Source organism: Geodermatophilus ruber (genome assembly GCF_900114385.1).
GTDB lineage: Bacteria > Actinomycetota > Actinomycetes > Mycobacteriales > Geodermatophilaceae > Geodermatophilus > Geodermatophilus ruber.
Window position 1 is genome coordinate 350,889 of record NZ_FOSW01000002.1, and the last position, 24,808, is coordinate 375,696.

Consider the following 24,808-nt stretch of genomic DNA (forward strand, 5'->3'; position numbering starts at 1 on the left):
GCGCGCCCGCCGGGCGGGGCAGGGAGGGGACGTGCCGCAGACCCGACCGATCCCGACCGACCAGCCCGAGGACGACGCGCCGGGGTCCGACCCGGCCGGCGGGGCGACCATCACGCCCTACCGGGACGGCCCGCTGATCGTCCGCGGGCAGTTCCGGCTGGTCGACCAGGACGGCGCGGAGATCGACCCGGGCCGGGAGACGGTGGCGCTGTGCCGGTGCGGCAAGTCGGGGATCAAGCCGTTCTGCGACGGCACGCACAAGCGCGCGGGGTTCTCCGCGCCCAGCGCACCGAGCCGCCCCCGCCCGGCCGCCCGCATCCTCCGGGCGGGCCGGCCGGAGGAGGTTCGGTAGTCAGGCTCGGGTGTCGGACGCCCTCGCCATCCGCTCCTGCCCCCGGAACGGGTCCGGCGCCGAGGACCGTGCCGGTCAGGCGGCCAGCGACCGCTCCCCGCGCAGCCCCGAGCGGCCCGCCTCCCAGGCGTCGAGCAGGTGCCGGGCGGCCAGCCCGTCGACGGCCAGCGCGCATGCGGCGCCGAAGAGGACGTCCCCGGCCAGGGCCGGCGTCTCGGCCACGAGCGAGCCGCACATGTCGACCGCGGCGATCTGCTCGTGGACGGCGTCGGCCTCGACGTGCTCGTCGTAGAACACGCTGGTGGTCTCGTCGAAGCCGAGCCGGCGCAGGCCCGCGGAGTACCGGCGGGAGGGCTCGGAGGAGGTCATCTCGACCGCGGCCAGGTGGCCGAGCGCGGCGCCCCGCCACCGGCGGTGCAGGCCGAACAGCGACATGGTGTTGACCGAGGCGAAGGCCGGCGCCGGGGCGTCGTCCCACAGGGCGCCGTAGGTGGCGTCGAGGCCGAGGTCGCGCATCAGCCCGGCGAACAGCTCGCTGTGCATGCGCTCGGGGGAGCCGCCGCCGTACTCGTCGGCCTGGATCTCGACCATGGCAGCCTTCGCCCGGCCGCTCAGCCGCGGGATCGCGAAGCTGTGCGGGTCGCCCTCCTTGAGGTGGTAGACCGACCGCAGGGTCAGGTACTCCCGCCACTGCTCGAGGGTGCCCCGCTTGGCCATGTAGGACGACAGGGACGGCCCGTCATCCGCGGCGATGACGGCGGTGAGCTGCCGGTCGATCGGCTCGTCGGTCACCTGGAGCTCGCGGACCAGCTCGCGCAACGCGGCCAGGTGCCTGCGCTCGAGCGCGCCGCGGAGCCGGATCAGCGACGGGTCCCATTCCCAGGCATCAGGGACGTCGTCGAACCCCCGGTAGTGCAGCTCGTAGCAGACGGCGAGGCTGAGCTGCAGGTCCTCGTCGGTCAGCGTGCAGGCGGGAGCGGAGGCGGCGCGGTCGGCGTGCTCGAGCGTGGGCCGGGAGAGTGACGTGCGCGTGCGGAGGTCGTGGGCGAGGGCTTCGCTGAGCGGGCCCCGTGGCTCGGGCAGGTGCATGGTGACGACCATGCCCATCACCTGCTGTTTCGATGCAGCGGAGGGTGAGATGTAGCCCATGGGTGGGATGACACCCTGCCCCGTTGGCGTGATCGCGTCGTTCTCGTCAGTTCCCGTAGTTCCGTGCCGCCCGGGCGGGTCATCCATCCCGGGGGTGCAACCGGTTCGTCCCGGGAGTCAACGGCCATCGCGTGGGTATGTGGGGGCACACACGTCCTTCGGAGATGCCCATGACGACCGCTCCCGGGCCATGACGCCCGGAGCAATCCGCAGCACCATCCCCGCCCGGATCGACCGGTTGCCGTGGTCCCCGTTCCACACCCGGATGGTCCTGGCGCTGGGAACGGCCTGGGTTCTCGACGGTCTCGAGATCACCATCGCCAGCGCCGTCACCGACAAGCTCACCCAGCCGGACACCCTCGCGCTGTCCTCGTTCGAGGCCGGGCTGATCGCCACGGTCTACCTGATCGGCGAGGTGGTGGGAGCCCTCTGGTTCGGCCACCTGTCGGACAAGCTGGGCCGGCGCAACCTGTTCATGATCACGCTCGCCATCTACCTCGGCGGCAGCGCGCTGACCGCGCTGACCCTGGGCAACGGCTGGGGCTGGATCGGGTACCTCTACCTCACCCGGTTCATCGCCGGAATGGGCATCGGCGGTGAGTACGCGGCCATCAACTCCGCCATCGACGAGCTCATCCCGGCTCGCTATCGCGGTCGCACCGACATCGCGGTCAACGGCACCTACTGGGCCGGTGCCATCCTCGGCACGCTGGGCACCTTCATCTTCCTCAACGTGTTCCAGCCCAGCGTCGGCTGGCGGATCGCCTTCCTCATCGGCCCGGTGCTGGGCGTGGTGGTCCTGATCGTCCGGCGGCACCTGCCGGAGAGCCCGCGGTGGCTGATCATGCACGGCCGTGCGGAGGAGGCCGAGCGGGAGATCAGGCGCATCGAGGAGGAGGTGCGACGCAGCGGCAAGCCGCTGCCGCCGGTCGACGAGAGCAAGGCGATCGAGATCGTGCCGACGCCGGACATCGGCTATGCCGCACTCACGCGGGTGCTGTTCCGGGAGTATCCGCAGCGGGCGATCCTCGGCGCGACGCTGATGATCACCCAGTCGTTCCTGTACAACGCGATCTTCTTCACCTACACGCTGGTGCTGGGCAAGTTCTACGGCGTCAACCCCAACGATGCCCCGCTGTACCTGATCGCGTTCGCCGTCGGGAACTTCACCGGTCCGTTGGTGCTCGGGCCGCTGTTCGACAAGATCGGCCGCAAGCCGATGATCTCCGGCACGTACATCCTGTCCGGGGCCTTGCTCATCGTCACGGCGTTCCTCTTCGACGCCGGGCTGCTCAACGCCACGACCCAGACCATCGCCTGGTGCGTGATCTTCTTCTTCGCCTCGGCAGGGGCGAGCTCGGCGTACCTGACCGTGAGCGAGATCTTCCCGCTGGAGGTCCGGGCCAAGGCGATCGCGGTGTTCTTCGCCATCGCGCAGTGCTGCGGCGCAGCGGGTCCGGCCATCTACGGGGCGCTCATCGGTGACGGGTCCGAGGCGGGCCGGCTGTTCATCGGCTACCTGTTCGGCGGCGGCGTCATGATCCTCGGCGGGATCGTGGAAGCTCGACTGGGCATCCCGGCCGAGCAGAAGTCGCTGGAGGAGGTCGCGCTCCCGCTCTCCGCCGTCCAGCGCCACGTCGGCACGCGGGTGGAGGGATCGGCGCGGCTGCGCCCCTGATCCGGGACAGCTGCCGGTCGATCGGCTCGCCGGTCGCCCGCGGCCGGCCCACCAGAGCGCGGAGGCCCTCGGTGTCGCGGCGCTCCAGATGCGCACGGAGGGTCAGCAGGTCGGCATGCCATTGCCAGGCGTGGTCGACCCCATCGTCCGGCGGGGGACGGGACGGCTGGTCGCGGAGGTGTCGGGGGCGTGACCGTCGGATGTCGATCGGGCCGGTCAGGTTCCGCTCTGCGGCAGGATGGGCACGTCTGCGGGGGACGTGACCCCGACCCGGAAGGCGGAACCCGTGCGCCTGCTCCTCGCCGGTGCGGGCAGCCTGCTGGTGGTGGCCTGCGGAACGCTGCTCGACGGCCCCGCTCCGGCGACCCCGCCGTCCGTCGCCACCGCCCCGGTCGCCGGCGCCACCCCCGGGACGACCCCGTGCCCCAACCCGGAGGGTTTCACCGTTCCCGTCCCGGCCGGGTGGTCGGGCAACTCCGCCGGGGTGCTGCCGGCGTGCAGCTGGTTCGGCCCCGGGGAGGTCGTGGTGCCCGAGGCCTCCGACGCCCGGACCACCCCGATCACCTTCCAGGTGCAGCCGGTGCCCCTTCCCGAGGCCACGGCGACGACCGACGAGGTGCGCCGGACGGAGGCGCTCGAGGTCGACGGGCACCACGCCGTCCGGACCGAGCTGGTCACCCGCGCCGGGCTCTACCCGGTGGGCACCCCGATCACCACCTACGCCGTCGACCTCGACGGGCGCACCCTGGTCGCTGACGCGGTCGGGCTGGCGGCCTTCGACCACGGGCGCGACGTCGCCGTCCTGGACGCGATGATGGCCGGCCTCGACCTGCACCCGTGAGCGCGCGGGACACGACCGGTCCGCCCACCCGCTGCGTCGCTCGTCGCCACGTCGGCAGGCGGGACCATCCGGCTTGTGCGAGGCGACAGGTGCCGCCCCGATGTGTTGGTCACGGCCACGTCGATCCAGGGGGTGATCCTCGCTAGCTTCCCGGCAACCTGTCGCACCGTGCGGGCGGGTCCAGGAGGCGGGAGCCGTACATGACGATCACCGTGGCCAAGTTCCGGGACGTCGCCGAGGGGACGCAGCCGGGGCAGTTCGAGGTGGGCGCGCACGAGACGGTCGACAGCCTGGATGCCCTCGACCCCGTCTACCGGCAGTTGCTCGACGAACCGGTCACCGCGGTCGTCGCCGTGATGGGCTCCACGGGGCGCCCCAACCTCACCCCCGTGTGGTTCGACTACGAGGGCAACACGGTGCTGCTCAACCTGGCCACCCACCGCAGGAAGGTGGACTGGCTGCGGGCCGACCCGCGCGCCACGTTCCTGCTGATGAACCCGGCGAACCCCTACCACTGGATCAGCCTCAAGGTCACGGCCACGCGGGAGGTCTCCGAGGACGATCCGCAGGAGGGGCCGCGGGTGACCGAGCAGCTGGACCGGATCTGGAAGAAGTACACGGGCGACGGCGGCCACTACGGGCTGCGGGACCCCGGCCGGGACGAGCGGCGGGTCCTGTTCGAGATGCGGGTCGACTCGATCGCCACCTTCGGCCGGCCGTGACCGTGCACACGAGCGAGGAGGCTTCACGGCGTCTCCCCACGGGGCGAGACTGGCGGGCATGACCGATCCCTCCGGCCCGCCGTTCCGCGCCGACCACGTCGGCAGCCTGCTCCGCCCCCAGAACCTGCACGCCGCCCGGGCCCGCTTCGCCGCCGGTGAGATCGACGCCGACGAGCTGCGCCGGGTCGAGGACGAGGCGATCGCCGACGCGGTCCGGCTGCAGCACGACATCGGCCTGCGTACCGCCACGGACGGCGAGTTCCGCCGGGCCACCTGGCACATGGACTTCATCTACGCGATCAGCGGGATCACCAAGGTCGAGGGCGAGGGCCGGCCGGTCCACTTCAAGAACGCCGACGGCAGCATCGACTGGGCCCCGGCGGGACTGCACGTCGACGGCCCGCTGTCCATCGACGAGCCGATCTTCGGCGACCACTTCGCCTACCTGCAGTCGGTGGTCTCCGAGGGGCAGACGCCGAAGCTCACCATCCCCTCGCCGTCGATGGTCCACTACCGCGGGGGAGCGGCGGCCATCGACCCGGCGGTGTACCCGTCCGAGGACGCCTTCTGGGCGGCCCTGTCGGCGGCCTATGCGCAGCAGGTGCGGGGCATCGCCGCGCGGGGCTGCACCTACCTGCAGCTGGACGACACCAGCCTGGCCTACCTCAACGACCCCGCGCAGCGGGCCGAGCTGGCCGAGCAGGGGCGGGACGCCGAGCACCAGCACGAGCGCTACATCCGGCAGATCAACGCCGCGCTGGCCGGCCGGCCGGCGGACCTGACGGTGACCACGCACCTGTGCCGGGGCAACTTCCGCTCCTCGTGGGTGGCCGAGGGCGGCTACGACTTCGTCGCCGAGGCGCTCTTCGGCCAGCTGGACGTGGACGGGTTCTTCCTGGAGTACGACGACGCCCGCTCCGGCGGGTTCGAGCCGCTGCGCTTCGTCCCGCCGGGCAAGCGGGTGGTGCTGGGCCTGGTGACCACCAAGCGGCCGCAGCTGGAGGACAAGGACCAGCTCAAGCGGCGGATCGACGAGGCGGCGAAGTACGTGCCGCTGGAGCAGCTCGCGCTCTCCCCGCAGTGCGGCTTCTCCTCGACGGTGGAGGGCAACGCGCTCACCCGCGACGAGCAGATCGCCAAGTTGGCGCTGGTCGTGGAGACCGCCCAGGAGGTCTGGGGCTACGCCTGACCGGACCGCCGGGAGGGGGCGCCGCGAGCCGGCGTCCCCTCCCCGGCGGGGATGGTCGCGCGACGAGTGGTGCGTCCGCGCGGCAGCCCGCATGCTCATTCGCGGGCAGCGCCGTCGGCGCGCTGCGCGGCATGCGGGAGGGAACTCATGTCCGCGACCGTCAGCAAGGAAGACACCGGCGGGCGGCGGCCGCCCGGCGGTGGCCGTCGCCGGCCGTCCCTGCGCTCGGTGCTGATCTGGGGCGCGGTGTCGGTGGTCGGCGCGATCGCCTGGACGGTGCTCGCCCTGGCCCGCGGGGAGACCGTCTCGGCGCTGTGGATCCTCTTCGCTGCGCTGTGCTCCTACGCGATCGCCTACCGCTTCTACGCCCGGTTCATCGCCCACCGCGTGCTCGAGGTCGACGACACCCGGGCCACCCCGGCCGAGCGGATGCACAACGGCGTCGACTTCGACGTGACCGACCGGCGGGTTCTCTTCGGGCACCACTTCGCCGCCATCGCCGGGGCCGGGCCGCTGGTCGGGCCCGTGCTCGCGGCGCAGATGGGCTACCTGCCGGGCACCATCTGGATCATCATCGGCGTCATCTTCGCCGGTGCGGTGCAGGACATGACGGTCCTGTTCTTCTCCATGCGGCGCAACGGCAAGAGCCTCGGCCAGATGGTCCGCGAGGAGATCGGGATCGTCGGCGGCATCGCCGCGCTGATCGCCGTCTTCGCCATCATGATCATCATCCTGGCGGTGCTCGCACTGATCGTGGTGAACGCGCTGGCCGAGTCCCCGTGGGGCGTGTTCTCCATCGCGCTGACCATCCCGATCGCGCTGTTCATGGGCATCTACCTGCGCATCCTCCGGCCGGGGCGGGTGCTTGAGGCCACCGCGATCGGCGTCGCGCTGCTGCTGGGAGCGGTCATCGGCGGTGGGTACATCGACGACACCGCGCTCGGCGAGGCGCTGACCCTCTCCAAGGAGTGGCTGGTCCTCGCGCTGGTGATCTACGGGTTCGTCGCCTCGGTGCTGCCGGTCTGGCTGCTGCTCACCCCGCGCGACTACCTGTCGACGTTCATGAAGGTGGGCGTCATCGGCCTGCTCGCCGTCGGCCTGCTGCTCGCCCGGCCGGTGCTGCAGGCGCCCGCGGTCACCGAGTTCGCCCGGGAGGGCACCGGCCCGGTGTTCGCCGGCTCGCTGTTCCCGTTCGTCTTCATCACCATCGCCTGCGGAGCGCTCTCGGGCTTCCACGCCCTCATCGCCTCCGGGACGACGCCGAAGATGCTGGCCAAGGAGAGCCAGGTCCGGCTCATCGGCTACGGCGGCATGCTCATGGAGTCCTTCGTCGCCATCAGCGCGCTGATCGCGGCGTGCGTCATCGACCAGGGGCTCTACTACGCGATGAACGCCCCCGCCGGCGTCACCGGCGGGACCCCGGAGACGGCCGCCGCGTACGTGACCGGGCTCGGGTTCCCCACCACGCCGGCGGACCTGGCCGCGGCGTCGGCGGCGGTCCAGGAACCGAGCCTGATCTCGCGCACCGGCGGTGCGCCCACCCTGGCGGTGGGCATCGCGAACATCCTGTCCCAGGCCTTCGGCACCGGGATGGCGGCCTTCTGGTACCACTTCGCGATCATGTTCGAGGCGTTGTTCATCCTCACCGCCGTCGACGCCGGCACCCGCGTGGGCCGGTTCATGCTGCAGGACACGATCGGCAACGTGTGGAAGCGCTTCGGTGACCTGTCCTGGCGGCCGGGCAACATCATCGCCAGCGCCATCGTGGTGGGGCTGTGGGGCTCGGTGCTCTACATCGGGGTGACCGACCCCCTGGGCGGCGTCAACCAGCTCTTCCCGCTGTTCGGCATCTCCAACCAGCTGCTCGCCGCGATCGCGCTGACCCTCGGCACGGTGCTGCTGATCAAGCACGGGAAGATCAAGTACGCCTGGGTGACCGGCGTCCCGCTGGTGTGGGACCTCGTCGTGACGATGACGGCGAGCTACCAGAAGGTGTTCTCCTCCGATCCGGCGGTCGGCTACTTCGCCCAGCGGCAGCGCTACGCCGACGCCCTGGCCGCCGGGGAGCTCCTCCCACCCGCGCAGAACGCCGGCCAGATGCAGCAGATCGTCAACAACTCGACGCTCAACGGGGTGCTGCAGGCGGTGTTCGCGGTGCTCGTCCTCGTCGTCGTCGCGAACGCGGTGGTCGTGATCGGCCGGGCGATCCAGGCGCACCGGGCCGGCCTGCCGGTGCCCACGACCGAGGAGCCGTACGTGCCCTCGACGCTCGTCGAGCCCTCCGGGATCTTCCCGACCGCAGAGGAGAAACGCGCCATGGCCGAGAACCGGCGGCTGGTGGGCGCGGGAACGGGCCCGGAGGCGCGGCCGTGACGACGGCCGGCGTCCGCGGCGCGGTGGGCCGCGCCTGGCGCGGCGTGCGCTGGTATCTGCGGGAGTGGAGCGGCGAGGCGCGCTGGGACGACTACCTGCAGGAGTGCGCCGAGCACGGGCACGAGCCGATGAGCCGACGGGAGTTCGAGCGCCGCCGCGCCGACGCGCTGGAGCGCAACCCCGCCGGCCGCTGCTGCTGAGCACCGGCACGACGCGGCCCCGCTCCCCGGTCGGACCGGGGCCGCGCCCTCGCGAGGAGAACCCGACGCTCCGGAACCGGAACGTCGGCTGACGGGAGCGCGACGGCGTGCCGAGCGCGGTCGCCGTCCGGGCGGCGCTACGCGACGACCGACCCGGGCGAGGCGACCGGCAGGTGCAGGGTGACGGCCAGCCCCCGCCCGGACGGCGCCTCGGCGAGGTCGACCCGCCCCCCGTGCGCGGCGGCCACGGAGGCGACGATCGCCAGGCCCAGCCCGGCACCGCCGCCGGCGCCCCGCGCGCGGTCGATCTGGGTGAAGCGCTGGGTCAGCCGCGCGCGCTCCTCGGGCGCGACGCCCGGGCCGTCGTCGGTGACGGTGATGGCGGTGCTCGCGGCCCCCTGCTCGACGGCGAGGGCGACGTGCCCGCCCTCGGGGGCGTGGCGGACGGCGTTGTCCAGCAGGTTGGCCACGGCCCGCGCCAGGGCCCGTCCATCGGCGCGGACGACGGCGTCGCCGGTTCGGGTCAGCGTGATCCCGCGCCGTTCGGCCAGGACGCGGAACCCCGGCAGCAGCCCGTCGGTGACCTCGGCGACGTCGATCAGCGCCCGCGGGGCGACGTGCCCGGCGTCGGCGCGGGCGAGCAGGAGGAGGTCGTCGACGAGGTGGCCGAGCCGGTCGCTCTCCTCGAGCGCGCTGTCCAGGGCGCCGCTGAGCCGGCCGGTACCGGCATGGCTGCGGGCGAGCTCCAGCTCGGCGCGGAGGATGGCCAGCGGCGTGCGCAGCTCGTGGCTGGCGTCCGCGGTGAACTCCCGTTCCCGGCGCCGGGCGTCCTCGATGCGGTCCAGCAGCGCGTTGAGCGTGCTGCCCAGCCGGGCGACCTCGTCGTGGGTGGGAGGCACGGCCAGCCGGGGGAAGGGGTCGCGCGCGCCCATGGCGGCGGCCTCGCTGGTCATCCGGGCGACCGGTCGCAACCCCCGCCGGGCCACCAGCCAGCCGGCCACCCCCGCGAGCAGGCCCGTCAGCGGAGCCAGGACGAGGGTCAGCTGCAGCAGACTCGCCTGGGCGTCGTGGACCGGCTCCAGGTCGGCGACCACGAGCAGGACCCGCCCCGGGGTCCGGTCCAGCGGCACCGCCAGCGCCCGGTGCCCGTCGACATCGCGGAACAGCGGGCCCTCGCGCAGTACCGCGGTGGTCTGCGCGCGGGTGAGCAGCGGCCCGGCCCGCATCTCCGCGCCGGAGCCGTCGATCAGCCGCCCGTCCGCGGTGAGCAGCTGGCTCTCGAACTGCACGGACGCGACCCCGCCGACCTGGTCCTCGTCGATGTCGTCCGCGTCGATCGCGGCGGACCCGCGGTCCTCCAGGGTGTCCGCGGCGGCAACCAGGCCGCGGTCGATCTCCGAGCGCAGCATCTGGCCGAGCCCCGCGTAGGCCAGGGCGGCGAGCCCGGCGACGGCGAGGAGGAAGACGACCGCGAGCGTGGCGCCGAGCCGGAGGCTGATCGGCAGCCGCTGCAGCGGGCGGACCGGCGGGACCGCGAAGCGGCTCACGGCGGGGGTGCCAGCCGGTAGCCGGCGCCGCGGACGGTGTGGATCAGCTCCACCCCGAACCGGCGGTCGATCTTGTCCCGCAGGTACCTCACGTACACCTCGACGACGTTGGACCCCACGTCGGGGGCGGCGTTCCAGACCTGATCGAGGATGTCGGCGCGGGTGACGACGGCCCCCTGGCGCTGCAGCAGCAGCCAGAGCACGGCGAACTCGCGCGGGGAGAGCTCCACCCGGGTCCCGGCCACCGCGACCGTGCGGGCGGTCGGATCGAGCTCCAGCGGACCGCACCGCAGGGCGGCCGGGGGCGCGCTGCGGCGACGGATCACCGCCCGCACGCGGCTGATGAGCTCGCTGAGGGCGAAGGGTTTCACCAGGTAGTCGTCCGCACCGGCGTCGAGCCCGCGCACCCGGTCGGGGACGCCGTCGCGGGCGGTGAGCATGAGGACCGGCGTCCACACGGCCTCCTCGCGGAGCCGACGCAGCACCTCGAACCCGTCCACGCCCGGCAGCATGACGTCCAGGACGACGGCGTCGTAGGCGCCGCCGAGGGCCCGGTCCAGCGCCGCCGGGCCGTCGTCGGCGCTGTCCACGGCGAAGCCGGCCTCCTGCAGCCCCTGCCGGAGCAGGTCCTGCATCTTCGGCTGGTCCTCCACCACGAGCACGTGCACGACGCCACCTCCGGTCGTGCCAGTGTGGGAGGACCCGGCGGTGGTCCTCAAGACTCCGCGTCATCGGACCCGTCGACTGCGTCCCCGACGCTCGGAGAATTCTGAGAATTCGTTCATCTCGTTGTGGAACCGCGCCCTTCCGCTCAATAGGCTGCGCTCACACAGCTTCACCGCAAGTTCAGCGGACGTTCACCTGGCAGCCCCGGGTCCAGGCGCCTCGCGGGGGCGTAGGCACCTCGACCCTCCGGACGACGTCCGCTGCCGGACCGCCGCACGCATCGGCGCGCGCACGCGCGCCCATCCCGCTTGCCCACGTCTTCCCCGCGAGGCGAGGTGGTCATCCGTGGCAGACCCGCAGGCCCCGCAGCCGCTGCGCGTGCTGTTCGCCAGCGCCGAGGCCTACCCGTACGCGAAGGTGGGCGGGCTCGCCGACGTCAGCAGCGCGCTGCCCAAGGCGCTCGCGCAGCGGGGGGTGGACGTCCGCCTGGTGATCCCGGGATACCGGGGGCTGGGCGGGACCCCGGTGAGGACGCTCGACGTCCCGTTCGGCCAGGTGCACGAACGGGTCGAGGTCCGCCGCCTGGCCGGGCTCGGGGGCGTCGAGGTCCTGACCCTCGGCGTGCCGGACTGGTTCGACCGGGACACGCCGTACGGCTACCAGGACGAGGACGTGCTGCCCTTCGTGCTGTTCGCCAAGGCGGTCACGGCGTTGGCCGCGCAGGACACGTGGCGGCCCCACGTCATCCACTGCAACGACTGGCACTGCGGCCTCATCGCGCAGGAGGCCCGGCAGGGGCCGCACCGGGGTGCTCTGGAGCGCACCGGGCTGGTGTTCACCATCCACAACATCGCCTACCAGGGGCGGGTCGGGGTGGCCACCGACCAGCTGATCGGGCTCCCCCCGGCGGGGACGCTGCTCGAGCGGGGCATCGCCTTCGCCGACCGGGTCAACACCGTGAGTCCCCGCTACATGCAGGAGATCCTCACGCCGGCGCAGGGGGCCGGGGTGGACGACCTGCTGCGCAGCCGTGGCCGGGCCGCCCGGGGCATCCTCAACGGCGTCGACTACGAGGAGTTCAACCCGGAGCGGGACCCGTGGATCGTCTCCCGCTACGACGGCTCCTTCGTCGCCGGCAAGCGGGAGAACAAGGCCACCCTGCAGCGGATCAGTGGTCTGGAGACCGACCCCGACCGGCCGCTGTTCGGCATGGTCGCCCGTCTGGTGTCCCAGAAGGGCGTCGGTCTGCTGTCCTCGGCGCTGGGCCAGATCGTCGGCCGCGGGGGCCAGGTGGTGGTGATGGGGGAGGGGGCACAGCGCTACCGGCGGGACCTCCAGGCCGCCGCGCGCCGCTTCGCCGGCAGCGTGGCCTACCACCCGACCGCGCGCGAGGCGCTGGCCCGGCAGGTGTACGCCGGCTCGGACTTCTTCCTGGCGCCGTCGGTCTTCGAGCCCTGCGGACTGACCCCGCTGATCGCCCTGCGGTACGGCACGATCCCCATCGTCCGGCACACCGGCGGCCTGGCCGACACCGTGCGCGACTACGCCGACGACCCGGCCGCCGGCCTCGGTTTCGTGTTCGTCCAGCGCCGGGTCGCATCGCTGCTGGCCGCGGTGGACACCGCGCTCGCGGTCTACCGGCGCCGGGAGGAGTGGCAGCGCCTGCAGCGGCGGGCGATGGCCGCGGACTTCTCCTGGCGTGCGCCCGCCCAGGAGTACGTCGGCCTGTACGCGGAGGCCGTGCGCGCGCGCCGCAGCGCGGGCCAGGCAGGCGCGGGTGCCCCCGCCGTCCCGTGGCCCCGCCCGCGACGGCGTCCGGCTCCTCTGCCCCTGGCCCTGGTCCACCACGCGAACCAGTACCTGGTGACCGACGGCTATGCCGACCGGGAGGGCCTGACCGCGCTCCTGGACGGTTACGCCGCGCTGCTACGACTCCACGAGCGCTACCGCATCCCGGTCAACCTCCACCTGTCCGGCACGCTCGTGGAGGCCGCCGCCTGGCACCGGCCCGGCTTCCTGGAGTACGTCCGCCGGTTGCGCGAGGTGGGCCTGCTGACGCTCGTCGGGGGCACGTACGCGGAGAACGTCCTGACCGCGTTCGACCCCGAGTTCAACCGACGGCAGCTGCTGGAGCTGTTCTGGTTGTTCGAGCGTCATCTGGGGTGCCGTCCGGAGGAGCTGGACACCTGCTGGGTCCCCGAGCGGGTGTGGGACACCGGCCGCCTGGCCGGCGTCCTGGCCGACCGGACGCTGCCCAACGGCGGTTACCGGTACGTCCTGCTCGACGACCGGCTGCTGTACCCCACCGACGGCGCCCACGGGGGCAGCGACCGGGCGGATTTCGACGGGGCCGATCCGGCCAGCCCTCCTCCGGCCGACGCCCTGCGCCCGTACGCCATCGCCGGCGGCCACGGCCTCCAGGTCGTGCCGATGTCGACCCGGTTGCGGTACTGGATCCCCCCGGACGACAAGAGCCACTGGCGCAGCCTCGCGCGTGCCGCGGAGCTGCCCACCGCGCCCGGCGACGACACCGTCCTCGTCTACGCCGACGACATGGAGAAGGCCGCGGGCGTCGGGCCGTGGCACCCCAGCGCCCTCGGCCGCTACGAGGCGTTCCTGCGCTGGCTCACCGCGCAACCCAACCTGGCACCGGTGGCGCTGCCGGCGTGGCTGCGCCGGCGCAGGCGCCCCCCGGGCGTGCGGGAGGTCGAGCGCGGCACCTTCGTGGAACTCGCCCAGGACTGGCACGCGGGGGAGGACTACCGCGGCTGGTCCGAGGACGAGGCCTGGCGCCCGTACCGGGAGCACCTGGCCCGGGCCCGGCGGGCCGTGGCCGCGGCGCAGGACACCGCCGCCGAGCCGCGGCTGACCGCCTTGGCCTGGAAGCACCTGCTGGCTTCGGGTTACGAGACGGCGTGGCACGACACCGCCCACCCGGACCGGCCACCCGCCGCCTGGGCCAAGGCCGTGGCCAGCCATGCCCGTGCGGCCACCGTGCTGGCCGCCGCGGCCCGGTGGTTCGGGCAGCCCCACCGACCGCTCGGCGCCGAACGGGTCGACGTCGACGACGACGGCACCGAGGAGCTGGTGCTGCGCAACGACCACCTGTTCGCCGTGTTCACCCCGACGTTCGGCGGGCGCCTGGTCTACCTGGCCTGCCGGGGCGCGGCCGGGGGCGCGCTGGTGGTCGGGAACCCGACCGACGACTGGAACCGCCAGGAGTCGATGAACCGCTACATGGACCTCCCCGCCAACCATCCCGGCGCGCTGGCCGACGCCGGGGCCGTCCACGACCGCCACGACCCCGCGGTCCACGTCGCGGACGGCACCGCGTGCGTGGAGTTGACGGACGTGCAGGAGGACAGCCCCCTGTGCGGGCTGCGCAAGCAGATCCTGCTGGCCGAGGGGAGCGCCGCGCTGGTCGTCGGTTACGACCTGCCCGCGACCGCAGCCGGGGTCACGGTCGACACGTGCCTGTCGCCGGACTACTGGTCGCTGCTGCGTCACGGTGCGGCCGGCCTGCACCGCGAGGGGGGCCGGACCTGGCGCGGCGCGCGCACCGGGCGGGCGGCGGCCTGGGTCGCCCTCGCCGGCGACGAGGACACCGCCTGGGCCGAGCCCGCCGAGCCACCACCGGGGCACGGGGTGCTCCTCCGCGTGCGCGCCGACGCGCGGTCGTTCCACCTCCTCGTCGGGACCGGCGACGTCGACGACGCCAGCGCCGCCCGGGCGGTGGCCGCCGGGCGCGCGCGGCTGGCCCGCACGACCCTCGCCGTCCCCGTGGGAGCCCGCGGGTGAGCGCCGGCCGGGCCGCCGTCCCCGCCGCGGCGCAGGCCCGGCGGGCCGAGCGGCTCGCCGTCGCCGAGGCGCTGCTGGTCGCCCCGCCGCCGCTGGAGGCCCTGGCGCCGGCCCGGGTCGAGGTGCTCACCCGCTCGGTCGTGCACGCCTCGCGCAGCCGCCCGGTGGTCCGGTGGACCGTCGCGTTGGACGGCGACCTGCCGTCCCCGCTGGCGGTGATCGGCAAGGGGTACCGCTCGGGCGGCGGCGCGGAGGCGTGGCGGTTGCTCGCCCGGCTGCGCTGCGCCGGGTTCGACGACCCTGCGCTGCAGGTGCCTGCGCCGTTCGGCTTCGACCCCGCCCGGCAGCTGCTGGCGCAGGAGGAGGCGCCGGCCGCGACGTTGCACGCGCTGCTGGACGGCGACCCGGCGGCCGCGACCCCCGACGCCGAGCGGGTCGGGCGGTGGCTCGCCCGCCTGCACGCCGTCCGGGAGGTGGGCGTCCCGGACCTGGCGGTGGACTTCGAGCAGCTGAAGCTGACCGAGTACGCCGCGGCGCTGGCCGGGGTGCTTCCCCGGCACGCCGCCCGGCTGGGCCGGCTCACCGCGGGCACCCTGGAGGCGCTGGCGCGGGTCGACGGCCCGTGGGGGGTGACCCACGGGGACTTCCAGCCCAAGAACATCCACCTCGACGACCAGCGGGTCGTGGTCATCGACTTCGACCGGGCCGCCCGGGCGCCCGCCGCCCGCGACCTGGGCCACTTCATCGGGCAGACCCTGACGATGGGGGCCTCCCGGCACGGGCACCTGGGGGCCGCGCAGCCCTGGGTCACGGCGTTCCTGCACGCCTACACCGGTGCCGGCGGCGATGTCGGCGCCGTCCGCTCCGCGTCCGCGTACGTGGCCCGCACCTTCGCCGAGGTGCTCTTCTACCGCCTCGTGGTCCGGCCGGTCGGGAGCGTCGCGTTCGTCCCGGCGTGGCTCGACGCCTGGGAGTCGGCCGTGGACGCGGCGGTCGGAGGGCGGCAGCGGTGAGCCGGTCCGGTCCTGCCGCCACCCCGCGGTCCGGCACGGACCCCGCGGGCCCGTCCCCCGTGTCGGTGATGCCCGCCCGCGTGATCCTGCGGACCTTCGGGCCGTTCCTGAAGCCCCAGTGGCGCGGCTGCCTGCTGGCCGGGCTGCTCGCCGTCGCCGGGACCGGCGTCGGGCTGCTCAAGCCGTGGCCGCTGAAGTATCTGTTCGACGAGGTGCTGTTGACCAACGGCGCTCCGGTCCGCCCGGACGTGCAGCGCGTCCTCCTCCTGATCGTCGCGGCGCTGGCCGGGATCGCGGTCCTGGACTCCCTGGTCGGGGCCGCACGGACCTACGCCCTCACCGTGGTCGGCGAGCGGGTCGCCGCCGCCATCCGCACCCGCCTGTACGACCACCTGCAGCGACTGCCGCTGAGCTACCACGAGCGGACGCCGACCGGCGAGCTGACCACCCGCCTGACCGGGGACGTCGACAAGGTCCGCGGGCTGATGACCGGCACGCTCGTCGACGCCACCACCAACGTGCTCACTCTGGCCGGCATGGCGGGGGTGCTGCTGGTCCTGGACTGGCAGCTCAGCCTCGCGCTGCTGCTGGTGCTGCCCCTGCTCCTGCTGACCGTCGCCACCTTCCGGGCCCGCATCCGGACGGTGGAGGAGGACGCCCGCGAGGTGGAGGGCGACCTCGCCGCGACGGCGCAGGAGTCGCTGGTGGCGGTCAAGCTGGTCAAGTCCACCGGCCGGGAGGCGCACGAGGCCCACCGTTTCCGGCGCCGCTCCGACGTCTCGGTCGCGGCGGTGCTGCGCTCCGCCCGCACCAGCGCCGCCTTCGGCGCGGCGATCGACGCGGTGGTGGCCGTGGCGGTGGCGGGGCTCGTCTGGCTCGGGGCCCAGCGCGTGATCGACGGCGCCCTCACCCCGGGCGACCTGGTGATCTTCACGTCCTACCTGCGCGACTTCTTCGGCCCCACCCGGGCGCTGGCGAAGCTGCCGGCCCAGCTGACCCGTGCCGGCGTCCGGGCGGCGCGCATCGCCGACACCCTCCACCGCCGACCCGCGGTGGTGGACAAGCCGGGGGCACGGGCGGCCGGCCCCCCGCGCAAGGACCTCAGCCTGGACGGGGTCGGCTACGCCTACACCGCGGGGCACCCGGTGCTGCGGGACGTCGACCTGACCGTGCCGGTGGGCGCCACCCTCGCCGTCGTCGGGCCCACAGGGGCCGGGAAGTCGACGATCGCCTCCCTGCTGTGCCGGCTGCAGGACCCCACGACCGGCCGGATCCTGCTGGACGACGCCGACCTGCGCGACCTGACCAGCGACAGCGTGCACGCCCAGATCGGGCTGGTGCCGCAGGAGGCCATGCTGTTCCGGGCGTCGGTGCGGGAGAACATCGCCTACGCGCGCCCGGACGCGACCATGCGCGAGATCGAGCACGCGGCCCGCGTGGCCCAGGCCCACGACTTCGTGCAGGCCCTGCCGGAGGGCTACGAGACCATCCTGGCCGAGCGCGGGGCGACGCTGTCCGGGGGGCAGCGGCAGCGGTTGGCGCTGGCCCGCGCGGTGCTGCACGGCTCCCCGGTGCTCGTGCTCGACGAGCCGACGACCGGGCTGGACGCCCGCTCGGAGCACGCCGTGCTGTGCGCCCTGCAGCAGATCAGCTCTGGCCGGACGACGGTGATCATCACGCACCGGATGGCCGCCGCGATGACCGCGGACGAGATCGTCGTCCTCGATGCCGGCCGGGTGGTGGAGCGGGGCACGCACGCCCGGCTGATCGCCGCCGGCGGGCTCTACACCGAGATGTGCCGGCTCCAGGGCCTGTCCAGCCCCTCGCCGCACGTGAACGGCAGCGCGGCCATCTACGGGCGCCACGCCGCCCCCTTCTCCGCCGACGACGCCCAGCTCGTCAACCACTCGACGGGAGCCCGACCATGACCGAGTCCAGCACCCAGGCGGCTCCTGGCGATCCGGTGGTCCTCACCACCGGCTCCGTCGAGGGCGTCCTCGCGGCCATCTCCGACGGCGCGGGGCCGGTGGCGGCACCGAGCGACCCGCTGCTGCTGCGCAGCTCGGTGCCCCGCCAGGGTGGCCGGCTGCCGGTCGTGCCGGTGGACGAGGACGCCCTGTTCTCCGTGCTCGAGGAGGCCTACGACCTCGGCCGCTGGCGCGCCCGGCGGCGCACCGACAAGGGCACCTCGAACATGAGCTGGTTCGTCAGCACCGACGTCGGCGAGGTCGTGCTGCGCCGCTCGCACAACCTGAAGACGGTGGCGGGGGCGGAGTTCGAGGCCGCGCTCATCGACCACCTGCACGGCCACGGCTACCCGGCCCCACCGGTGCACCGCACCCGCGACGGCGGGATCCTGGTGCAGGTCGACGGCGTGCTGCACATGGTGATGCGGCTGATGCCCGGCAGCGGGTACGACCCGGGCGACCCCGCTCACCTGGCGGTGGTGGCCCGGGGTCTCGGGCGCTACCACGCCCTCGTCTGCGAGCTCGCCGTGCCGGAGGAGCGATCCTCGGCCCTGGCCACCCTCGGGCAGGTGGGACAGGAGAACCTGTACGCCGCGGTCGAGGTCGTGGCCCCGCTGCTGCCGCCCGAGGCCGGCGCGCGGCTGCGTGCGGACGCCCGGTCCATGGGCGAGGAGATGGAGCGGCTCCACGTCCGGCTCGGGGAGCAGCAGGACCGGCTCACCTCGCTGGTCATCCACGGGTCCTACGGCCAGTCCGCGGTGCTGCTCGACGAGGGACGGCTGAGCGCGGTGCTGGACTTCGACCGCGCCGCGCAGGACCTGCTCGGCCTGGACCTGGCCTACGCCCTGAAGGCGTTCTGCCGCGAGGGCCCGATCCGGCGCTCCGGCGTCGGCATCGACCCGGCCAGGTGCCGGGCGTTCGTCGGGCACTACCGCAGCCAGGCGCCGCTGGCGGAGGCGGACCTGGCCGCCATGCCGGACATCTTCCGGGCCCAGCGACTGATCAAGATCGTCAAGAAGTGCGACAACCTGCTGACGAAGCAGGCGCTGGTCGCCCAGCAGGCCAAGGACGCCGGGAAGTTCGCACTGGTGCTGGAGCGCGAGTGCGGGCGGCTGCGCTGGCTGACCGACCACCCCTTCTCGCTGACGGAGGACCGCGCATGACCCGCACCGAGAGCCGCACCCAGAGCCGCCAGGTGAAGGAGCACCAGGTCGGTCGCGCCGAGCGGGTCTGCCGGCCGGCGTTCCTCGACCGCTACGTCCGCCCGCACCTGGGCGCCGGGGCGCCGGACACCGGGGGCACCTGGACGACGAAGGTGATCCAGCTGGACGGCACCGGTGCCGCGACCGTGCAGGTCGAGCTCGACGGCGGCGCGCCGGTCTTCGCCAAGCTGTTCCCGTTCGACGACGGCCCCGCCGTCCACGCCAAGCTGCAGGCCCTGCGCGCCGCCGGGCTGGGGGCCGGCTCCCGCTACCAGGCCGTCGAGCCGCTGGCCTGGTACGGGGACGAGAAGGTCCTGCTCTGCCGGGGCGCGCCCGGGCGGCCGCTGTCGGAGCTGCTCGGCGGGGACGACGAGCAGCTCGCGGCCGCCACGGCCCGGGCCGGGGCCTGGCTGGCCTCCCTGCACGGCTCGGATCTGCGGATCGGGCCGCCGCAGTCGCTGCTGGTCACCGGGGAGCTCACCAGCCTGGCCAAGCGCCTGGCCAAGGTGGCAGCCGACCATCCCGGCTACGTCGATGCCGCCCTGGGCATGCTCGAGCGCCTCGACGGCCTGACCCGGGACACCACCGACGGCGTCCTGGCCCAGAGCCACGGGCAGTACCGGCCGATCCACGTCTTCCTCACCGAGGACGTCGTGACCGTCATCGACCTGGACCGCAGCGCGCCGGCCGACCCCGCGCGCGACGTGGCGGAGTTCCTGCACCGGCTGCGCCTGGGCGTGCACTCGGCCACCGGGGAGATCGGGCGGGCCGACCGCTCCTGCACCGCCTTCCTCGACGCCTACCGGCAGGCCGCCGGCGGCGACCGCGCGCTGGGGAACCTGCGCTTCCACTGGGCGCGCTACGTCCTGCACAGCCTCAACCGCAAGATCAAGACCGGCGAGGCCGACTGGCGGGACGGCGGGAACGCCGAGTTCGGCCTCTACCGCAACGAGTTCGACCGGATCGTGGCGGGGCGGGCCGGGGCATGACGGTGCCGGCCGGGCCGGTGCGGGACCGCGCCGGGCAGGCGCTGCCGCTGACCGAGCTCGCGGGACTGTGGCCGCTGGGCGGCTGGCACTCGGTCGGCCCGGTCCCGGGCGGGAAGAACGAGCACCTGCGGGTGGTCACCGGGGCCGGCGTCCACTACCTCCGGCGCTCCTACCGGTCCAAGCCGCGCGAGGAGCTCCACGCCCAGCTGCGCCTGATGCGGCTGCTCCGGGACAGGGGCTTCCCGGCGCCGGAGGTCCTGCCCACCAGCACCGGGACCGAGGTCGCGGAACTCTCCGGCCGCTGGTGGATCGCCACACGCGGGATCGAGGGGACGCGCTTCGACGACGCCTCGCCGGCGCACCTGCGGGCGCTGGGCCGGACGCTGGCGCGCTACCACCGGGTGGTCGCCGACCAGCCGGCGGCGGTCGCCGAGCCGCCGGTGCTCGCCGAGCTGCGCCGGCGCGTGGGGGAGGAGGGGATGGACCCGGCCCTGCGGGACCGAGCCGCGCACCTGGTCGAGGGGCTCACCGCCCTGGCGCCGGAGCTGCCCCGGGTGGTGGTCCACGGCGGCGCCCGCCGCGGCAGCCTGGTCTTCGCCGGGGAGGAGGTCGTGGGTGTGCTGGACTTCGACAGCGCCCACCCGGACGTGCGGGTGCTGGACCTCGCGGTCGCCGTCCACGACGTCGGGAAGGTGTACACCCGCCTCGGGGAGGCCGACCACAAGGTGGCGCTCGACCTCGACCGGGTCGCCGAGTTGCTGGCCGCCTACCGTGCGCAGGCGCCGCTCACAGCGGCCGAGATCGAGGCGCTGCCGCTGCTGCTGGAGGCCAAGCGGCTCAAGCGGGGGCTCGGGCGGCGCGTGCGGCAGCGGGAGGGGGAGGCGCTGTCGGCCAACGACCACGCCAAGATCCGCCTGGAGGACGCGCGGCTGGCCTGGCTGGACCAGCACCGGCGCGCCCTGACGGCCGCCTGCCGCCGGATCCTGGCCTGAGCACCCCTCCGCGGGCGTGGCTGCGCGGCGTCGTCGTCCGGTTGCCGTGGGTATCCTCCTGGTCGGCCGGGGTGACGGTTCGGCCGGATGTCCTCCTGTCGCCCCGCCGCCACCAACGGCAGGGCCGGCAAGGGCTCGCCCGGGCACCACAGGAGCCGAGCTTTTGGCCACCTACGCACACGTTCCCGCCGCGGCCCAGCTGCGGGCGGCGATCTCGATCCTCGGCAGCGCCGCCGCCGACCGTCACTGGGGGAACGGTGACGTCGTCCGCGTCCGCCCCGGCGGCCTGCAGCTCGGGGACACCCCCGAACCGGTCGACGCCGCGACCGTCTACCAGGCCGCCCGCGGGCTGGTCGGCGCACTCCTCGACGACCTCGTGCAGGCCACCGGCCGGGACCTGGACGACGTCGTCGCGCCCTGGCTGCTCTCCCTCCAGCTGGACGAGGCGGTCGCCGACGTCGAGACCGACGGCGCCGCCTGACCGTCGCCCCGGGCCCCGATGATTGGGGGCCCAATGCTTGGTGGCCCACCGGTTCTACGCTGGAGCGGTGACGACCGGTGAGACGCCGCAGCCTCCGCTCGCGGCCGAGGACATGCTGGCCCTGGAACGGCAGGTGTGCTTCGCCCTCTCGGTGGCCGCCCGCAACGTGGTCGCCGTCTACCGGCCGGTGCTCGAGCCGCTGGGCCTGACCCATCCGCAGTACCTGGTGATGCTGGCGTTGTGGCAGTACGGGCAGCTCTCGGTGAAGGAGCTGTCCGGCCTGCTGCAGCTGGACCCCGGCACGCTCTCGCCGCTGCTGAAGAGGCTGGAGGCGGCCGGCCTGCTGCGCCGGGAGCGGGACCCCAAGGATCAGCGGAACCTGGCGCTGGCGCTGACCGAGAAGGGCACGGCGCTGCGCGCACAGGCCGAGCAGATCCCGGCCGGCATCGTCGAGCGACTGGGCATGCCGATGGAGAGCCTGCTGTCGCTGCACGACGCGCTCACCCAGGTCATCGCCGCCTCCCAGCGGGCGCTGACTCCGCCCGCCCCGGCGGAGTGGGCGACCGCCGTCCCCTGATGCCCGCGTCCGACCGGCCGTCAGCCCACTGACAATTGGCCCCCCAATCCTTCGTGTCCCAACGGTCTCGGGGAACATGGCAGGGGTGAGCCGCATCGACGAGGAGCGAGTCGTCATGGCAGTCCCCGGAGAAGTGCCGACCGAGCCCGTCGTCCGGCCGGCCCCGCATCGGTGGATCTGGTACGCGCTGGGCGGCTCGCTGCCCGCGCGCAACCGCGGCTGGGTGCTGCACGACACCACGACCGGGACGTGGTGGCTGCGCCACATCGCCCGCATGTTCGTGCAGCTGGCCATCCCCGTTGCGCTGGTGATGCTGCTGCTGCCGGCCCCGTGGGGTCTGCGCGCCGCGGTGGCGGGCGGCGGGGTGGCCCTCGCGCTGTTCTACTCCCTGGCCTACATGTTCGAGACCACCGAGAACCGGGTCGTGAAGGCCGGCTACCCCGTCGGAACTGCCACGGCGCACCGGGAGCGGGCCTCAGAGGTGCGCCAGCAGCGGGAGAGCGAGCGCAAGCGGGCCGCCGCGGCCAGGCGCGCCGCCCGCTACCGGGACCGGTTCAGCCGCTGACCGAGCTCGGCGGCGAGCGCCGCTCGGGCGTCGTCCCGGTCGAGGCCGGCGGCCGCCACGATCGGCGGGTCCATGCCAGGTGTCGGCTGGGCAGCAGGATGGGAGCGCCCCGGCCGGGTACCACCGCCGCTGGGCGTGCCGGTCGGGCGCGGCGCGCGCGAGGAACGGCCGGACGGACCACCATCACTGCAGACAGCACACCGGTGCTGACCGACCGGAAGGACTTCCCTTGGCGGGTGGACTCGTAGCTCTGTTCGACGACGTGGCGGTGCTGGCGCGCGCCGCCGCCGCCTCCGTCGATGACATCGGGGCCGCTGCGGCACGGGCCAGCGCGAAGGCGGCCGGCGTCGTCGTCGACGACGCCGCCGTCACGCCGCAGTACGTGCACGGCTTGGCCGCCGAGCGCGAGCTGCCGATCATCCGGCGCATCGCCGTCGGATCGCTGCGCAACAAGCTGCTCATCCTGCTGCCCGCGGTGCTGCTGCTCAGCCAGTTCCTACCGGCTCTGCTCACCCCGATCCTCATGATCGGCGGCGTCTACCTGTGCTACGAGGGCGCGGAGAAGGTGTGGGCCAAGCTCGGCGGCCACCACGACGCCCATGGTGCGGGGGAGGAGGCGCTCCCGGACGAGGACACCGTCGTGTCCGGTGCCGTGCGGACCGACTTCATCCTGTCGGCGGAGATCATGGTCATCGCGCTGAACGAGGTGGTCGATCAGCCGTTCTTCTCCCGGGCGGTGATCCTCGCGGTCGTCGCGCTCGGCATCACCGTCCTGGTGTACGGCGTCGTCGGCCTCATCGTGAAGATGGACGACGTCGGGCTGCATCTGGCCGAGCGCCGCGGCAAGGGTGTGGCCCGGCTCGGCCGAGGACTGGTGAAGGCGATGCCCCGGCTGCTCACCGCCCTCACCGTGGTCGGGACCGCCGCGATGCTGTGGGTCGGCGGTCACATCCTGCTGGTGGGCAGCCACGATCTGGGTCTCGACCTCCTGTACGACGTCGTGCACCACCTGGAGGAAGTGGTGCACGAGGCCGGCGGAGCCCTCGGTGGAGTTCTGGCCTGGCTCGTCAACACCCTGGGCAGCGCGCTGCTCGGGCTCGTGGTCGGCGCGATCATCGTGGTGTTCATGAGCCTCACGTTCCACCGGCGCAAGGCCCGACCCGCGAGCGAGGTCGAGTCGCAGTAGCCGGCCCGGCCCGCCGATGGCTCGGCGGGCCAGGCGGGCCGGCCTTCCTACGGCCGCTCTGCGGGCGAACGTGAGGATGAAGAACCACCCGGCCAGGCGCGCGGTTTTTCGTGCGGAGTCCATCTGCAGCTCCTGTGGTCGAAGGCGTTGGCGGGCGCTGCCGACCGCGCCGGTGGCGCGCCTTGTCGGTGGGTGAGGGCCGAATGGGCGACGTCGGTTCCCCGGGCCGGCCCCCTCACCCGAGGATCGCCCCCGGGGACGGGCGATTCACTGCGGCGGGTCAGCGCCCGGGGCGGACGGGGCCGGCGGCGGTGCGGCCGGCATTCCGGCCGGCGGCGGTCCGAGGGGCTCCGCGGGGACCGAGCCGGGATCGCTGCCGCCCATGTCGAGCCGGAAGGGCGGGTAGCGGTCGGTCATCAGCGCCGTGTAGGCGGCCACCCGCAGCGCCCACCGGTCCATGCCCAGCACGAAGTCGTAGATCGGCTGGGGGTAGCGGCCGGTGAACAGCAGCACGATCGCGGCGATCAGCACGAGCAGGCCGACCAGGCCGCCGCCTGCGCTCCAGCCGTTGTCCCACGCGTCATCCGATCCGCCGCGGGTGCCCAGCCACAGCCCGCCACCGACGAAGATCGCCAGCACGAGATAGTGCGGGATCGCCAGCAGCCACTTCACGAAGATCAGGCCCCGGGACAGCCGCCCCGGGTAGGCGACGTCCACATGCGCCGGGTAGTCCGGCACCTCGGCGAGGCTGAACGGCGGATAGCGGTCGGTGCCGTTCGCGCCGTAGCCGTAGTAGTGCACCCGCCAGGACCAGCGCAGCACGCCGACGGCGAAGTCGAACAGCGACCGCGGATAGCGCCCGGTGAACAGGATCGCGAAGAACGCGATCACGCCGACCACCCAGAAGGCCACCCACAGGAAGACCAGCACGATGAGGTGCGGGATCAGCAGCAGCCACTTCACGAGCCACAGCGCACGGGAGACCGTCGGGGCCGGCGACGCGTCGACCCGGACGGGATACGGGGTCCGGTACTCGATCATCCCGGCCGCCCCGCGGCCGGCACCGGCTGGCCGGCGCCCTCCGGCGGCGCCGCTCTGAACGTGTCGGGCTGGCAGTTCCGCATGGCGACCAACCGCTTCCGAAGTCGACTGCGCGGGGTCGAGCGTTGGGGATGGCGGGGCGGGGCAGTGCGCCGGCGTAGTCCCCTGACCACCGAACGAAGTCTGTCCGGCGTGAAACGAGACTCCTCTGGCCCGGTAAGGGGGTCAAGAGGTCCCGCCGCGGCCGCCTGCGGGCCGTCTCAGGTCCACACGTACGGCC

At 73.8% G+C, this 24,808-nt stretch carries 21 protein-coding genes; 17 read left to right on the forward strand and 4 right to left on the reverse strand.

Features of this window, described 5'->3' with window-relative positions:
• Positions 1-31 precede the first annotated feature (31 nt).
• Positions 32-352, forward strand: a complete 321-nt coding sequence (locus BMZ50_RS04345; RefSeq protein ID WP_218146092.1) for a CDGSH iron-sulfur domain-containing protein — start codon at positions 32-34, stop codon at positions 350-352.
• Between the two features lie 75 nt (positions 353-427).
• On the opposite strand, the gene BMZ50_RS04350 is transcribed toward BMZ50_RS04345, so the two are convergent.
• Positions 428-1,453: an iron-containing redox enzyme family protein gene (locus tag BMZ50_RS04350; protein WP_245753341.1), complete on the reverse strand. Its 1,026-nt coding sequence runs from the start codon at positions 1,451-1,453 to the stop codon at positions 428-430.
• A 238-nt stretch (positions 1,454-1,691) separates the two neighbouring features.
• Here BMZ50_RS04350 and BMZ50_RS04355 point away from each other — a divergent pair, with 238 nt between their 5' ends.
• From BMZ50_RS04355 to BMZ50_RS04380, 6 genes are all read left to right on the forward strand, one after another.
• Positions 1,692-3,179 (forward strand): MFS transporter, encoded by a 1,488-nt coding sequence (locus BMZ50_RS04355; RefSeq protein ID WP_091321580.1) that lies wholly within the window; start codon positions 1,692-1,694, stop codon positions 3,177-3,179.
• 286 nt (positions 3,180-3,465) lie between these two features.
• Positions 3,466-4,020, forward strand: coding sequence for a hypothetical protein (locus BMZ50_RS04360; protein WP_143087074.1), 555 nt, complete (start codon positions 3,466-3,468; stop codon positions 4,018-4,020).
• Between the two features lie 200 nt (positions 4,021-4,220).
• Positions 4,221-4,742 (forward strand): TIGR03618 family F420-dependent PPOX class oxidoreductase, encoded by a 522-nt coding sequence (locus BMZ50_RS04365; RefSeq protein ID WP_091321584.1) that lies wholly within the window; start codon positions 4,221-4,223, stop codon positions 4,740-4,742.
• A 58-nt stretch (positions 4,743-4,800) separates the two neighbouring features.
• Positions 4,801-5,931 carry a 5-methyltetrahydropteroyltriglutamate--homocysteine S-methyltransferase gene (locus BMZ50_RS04370; protein WP_091321586.1) on the forward strand — a complete coding sequence of 377 codons (1,131 nt, stop codon included), beginning with the start codon at positions 4,801-4,803 and terminating at the stop codon, positions 5,929-5,931.
• Positions 5,932-6,078: 147 nt separating this feature from the next.
• Positions 6,079-8,304: a carbon starvation CstA family protein gene (locus BMZ50_RS04375; RefSeq protein WP_091321588.1), complete on the forward strand. Its 2,226-nt coding sequence runs from the start codon at positions 6,079-6,081 to the stop codon at positions 8,302-8,304.
• Positions 8,301-8,504, forward strand: coding sequence for a YbdD/YjiX family protein (locus BMZ50_RS04380; protein ID WP_091321590.1), 204 nt, complete (start codon positions 8,301-8,303; stop codon positions 8,502-8,504). Before BMZ50_RS04375 ends, BMZ50_RS04380 begins: the two co-directional genes overlap by 4 nt.
• Positions 8,505-8,641: 137 nt before the next feature.
• Here the strand turns inward: BMZ50_RS04380 and BMZ50_RS04385 are convergent, their stop codons facing one another.
• Both BMZ50_RS04385 and BMZ50_RS04390 read right to left on the reverse strand, forming a co-directional pair.
• Positions 8,642-10,051, reverse strand: a complete 1,410-nt coding sequence (locus BMZ50_RS04385) for an ATP-binding protein (RefSeq protein ID WP_091321592.1) — start codon at positions 10,049-10,051, stop codon at positions 8,642-8,644.
• Entirely contained in the window at positions 10,048-10,719 is a 672-nt protein-coding gene (locus BMZ50_RS04390) for a response regulator (protein ID WP_091321594.1), read from the reverse strand. The genes BMZ50_RS04385 and BMZ50_RS04390 overlap by 4 nt, the downstream gene beginning before the upstream one ends.
• A 343-nt stretch (positions 10,720-11,062) precedes the next feature.
• Between BMZ50_RS04390 and BMZ50_RS04395 the strand changes: the two genes are divergently transcribed.
• From BMZ50_RS04395 to BMZ50_RS04440, 10 genes are all read left to right on the forward strand, one after another.
• Positions 11,063-14,515, forward strand: coding sequence for a glycogen/starch synthase (locus BMZ50_RS04395; RefSeq protein WP_143087075.1), 3,453 nt, complete (start codon positions 11,063-11,065; stop codon positions 14,513-14,515).
• Entirely contained in the window at positions 14,512-15,528 is a 1,017-nt protein-coding gene (locus tag BMZ50_RS04400; RefSeq protein WP_091321599.1) for a phosphotransferase, read from the forward strand. The genes BMZ50_RS04395 and BMZ50_RS04400 overlap by 4 nt, the downstream gene beginning before the upstream one ends.
• A gap of 68 nt (positions 15,529-15,596) precedes the next feature.
• On the forward strand, positions 15,597-17,456 hold the full coding sequence (locus BMZ50_RS04405) for an ABC transporter ATP-binding protein (RefSeq protein WP_143087076.1): 1,860 nt from the start codon (positions 15,597-15,599) through the stop codon (positions 17,454-17,456).
• Entirely contained in the window at positions 17,453-18,658 is a 1,206-nt protein-coding gene (locus BMZ50_RS04410) for a phosphotransferase (protein ID WP_091321603.1), read from the forward strand. Before BMZ50_RS04405 ends, BMZ50_RS04410 begins: the two co-directional genes overlap by 4 nt.
• Positions 18,655-19,686 (forward strand): phosphotransferase, encoded by a 1,032-nt coding sequence (locus tag BMZ50_RS04415; RefSeq protein ID WP_091321605.1) that lies wholly within the window; start codon positions 18,655-18,657, stop codon positions 19,684-19,686. The genes BMZ50_RS04410 and BMZ50_RS04415 overlap by 4 nt, the downstream gene beginning before the upstream one ends.
• Entirely contained in the window at positions 19,683-20,678 is a 996-nt protein-coding gene (locus BMZ50_RS04420) for a phosphotransferase enzyme family protein (RefSeq protein ID WP_091321608.1), read from the forward strand. The genes BMZ50_RS04415 and BMZ50_RS04420 overlap by 4 nt, the downstream gene beginning before the upstream one ends.
• A 163-nt stretch (positions 20,679-20,841) precedes the next feature.
• Positions 20,842-21,159 (forward strand): serine hydrolase family protein, encoded by a 318-nt coding sequence (locus BMZ50_RS04425; protein ID WP_091321609.1) that lies wholly within the window; start codon positions 20,842-20,844, stop codon positions 21,157-21,159.
• Positions 21,160-21,226: 67 nt separating this feature from the next.
• Positions 21,227-21,736 carry a MarR family winged helix-turn-helix transcriptional regulator gene (locus BMZ50_RS04430; protein ID WP_245753343.1) on the forward strand — a complete coding sequence of 170 codons (510 nt, stop codon included), beginning with the start codon at positions 21,227-21,229 and terminating at the stop codon, positions 21,734-21,736.
• An 85-nt stretch (positions 21,737-21,821) separates the two neighbouring features.
• A complete protein-coding gene (locus tag BMZ50_RS04435) occupies positions 21,822-22,301 on the forward strand; it encodes a DUF5313 family protein (RefSeq protein ID WP_425431991.1) in 480 nt (159 codons plus the stop codon).
• A gap of 229 nt (positions 22,302-22,530) precedes the next feature.
• The gene (locus tag BMZ50_RS04440; protein WP_091321611.1) at positions 22,531-23,487 is read left to right on the forward strand and encodes a DUF808 domain-containing protein; all 957 of its coding nucleotides are present in this window, start codon (positions 22,531-22,533) and stop codon (positions 23,485-23,487) included.
• Between the two features lie 267 nt (positions 23,488-23,754).
• On the opposite strand, the gene BMZ50_RS04445 is transcribed toward BMZ50_RS04440, so the two are convergent.
• A complete protein-coding gene (locus BMZ50_RS04445) occupies positions 23,755-24,528 on the reverse strand; it encodes a DUF4389 domain-containing protein (RefSeq protein ID WP_091321613.1) in 774 nt (257 codons plus the stop codon).
• Positions 24,529-24,808: the final 280 nt, after the last annotated feature.

Coding starts and splice junctions, on each gene's coding strand:
- BMZ50_RS04350 (WP_245753341.1), bottom strand. CDS start 1,453: ATGGTCGTCACCATGCACCTGCCCGAGCCACGGGGCCCGCTCAGCGAA.
- BMZ50_RS04355 (WP_091321580.1), top strand. CDS start 1,692: ATGACGCCCGGAGCAATCCGCAGCACCATCCCCGCCCGGATCGACCGG.
- BMZ50_RS04365 (WP_091321584.1), top strand. CDS start 4,221: ATGACGATCACCGTGGCCAAGTTCCGGGACGTCGCCGAGGGGACGCAG.
- BMZ50_RS04370 (WP_091321586.1), top strand. CDS start 4,801: ATGACCGATCCCTCCGGCCCGCCGTTCCGCGCCGACCACGTCGGCAGC.
- BMZ50_RS04375 (WP_091321588.1), top strand. CDS start 6,079: ATGTCCGCGACCGTCAGCAAGGAAGACACCGGCGGGCGGCGGCCGCCC.
- BMZ50_RS04405 (WP_143087076.1), top strand. CDS start 15,597: ATGCCCGCCCGCGTGATCCTGCGGACCTTCGGGCCGTTCCTGAAGCCC.
- BMZ50_RS04410 (WP_091321603.1), top strand. CDS start 17,453: ATGACCGAGTCCAGCACCCAGGCGGCTCCTGGCGATCCGGTGGTCCTC.
- BMZ50_RS04415 (WP_091321605.1), top strand. CDS start 18,655: ATGACCCGCACCGAGAGCCGCACCCAGAGCCGCCAGGTGAAGGAGCAC.
- BMZ50_RS04420 (WP_091321608.1), top strand. CDS start 19,683: ATGACGGTGCCGGCCGGGCCGGTGCGGGACCGCGCCGGGCAGGCGCTG.
- BMZ50_RS04445 (WP_091321613.1), bottom strand. CDS start 24,528: ATGATCGAGTACCGGACCCCGTATCCCGTCCGGGTCGACGCGTCGCCG.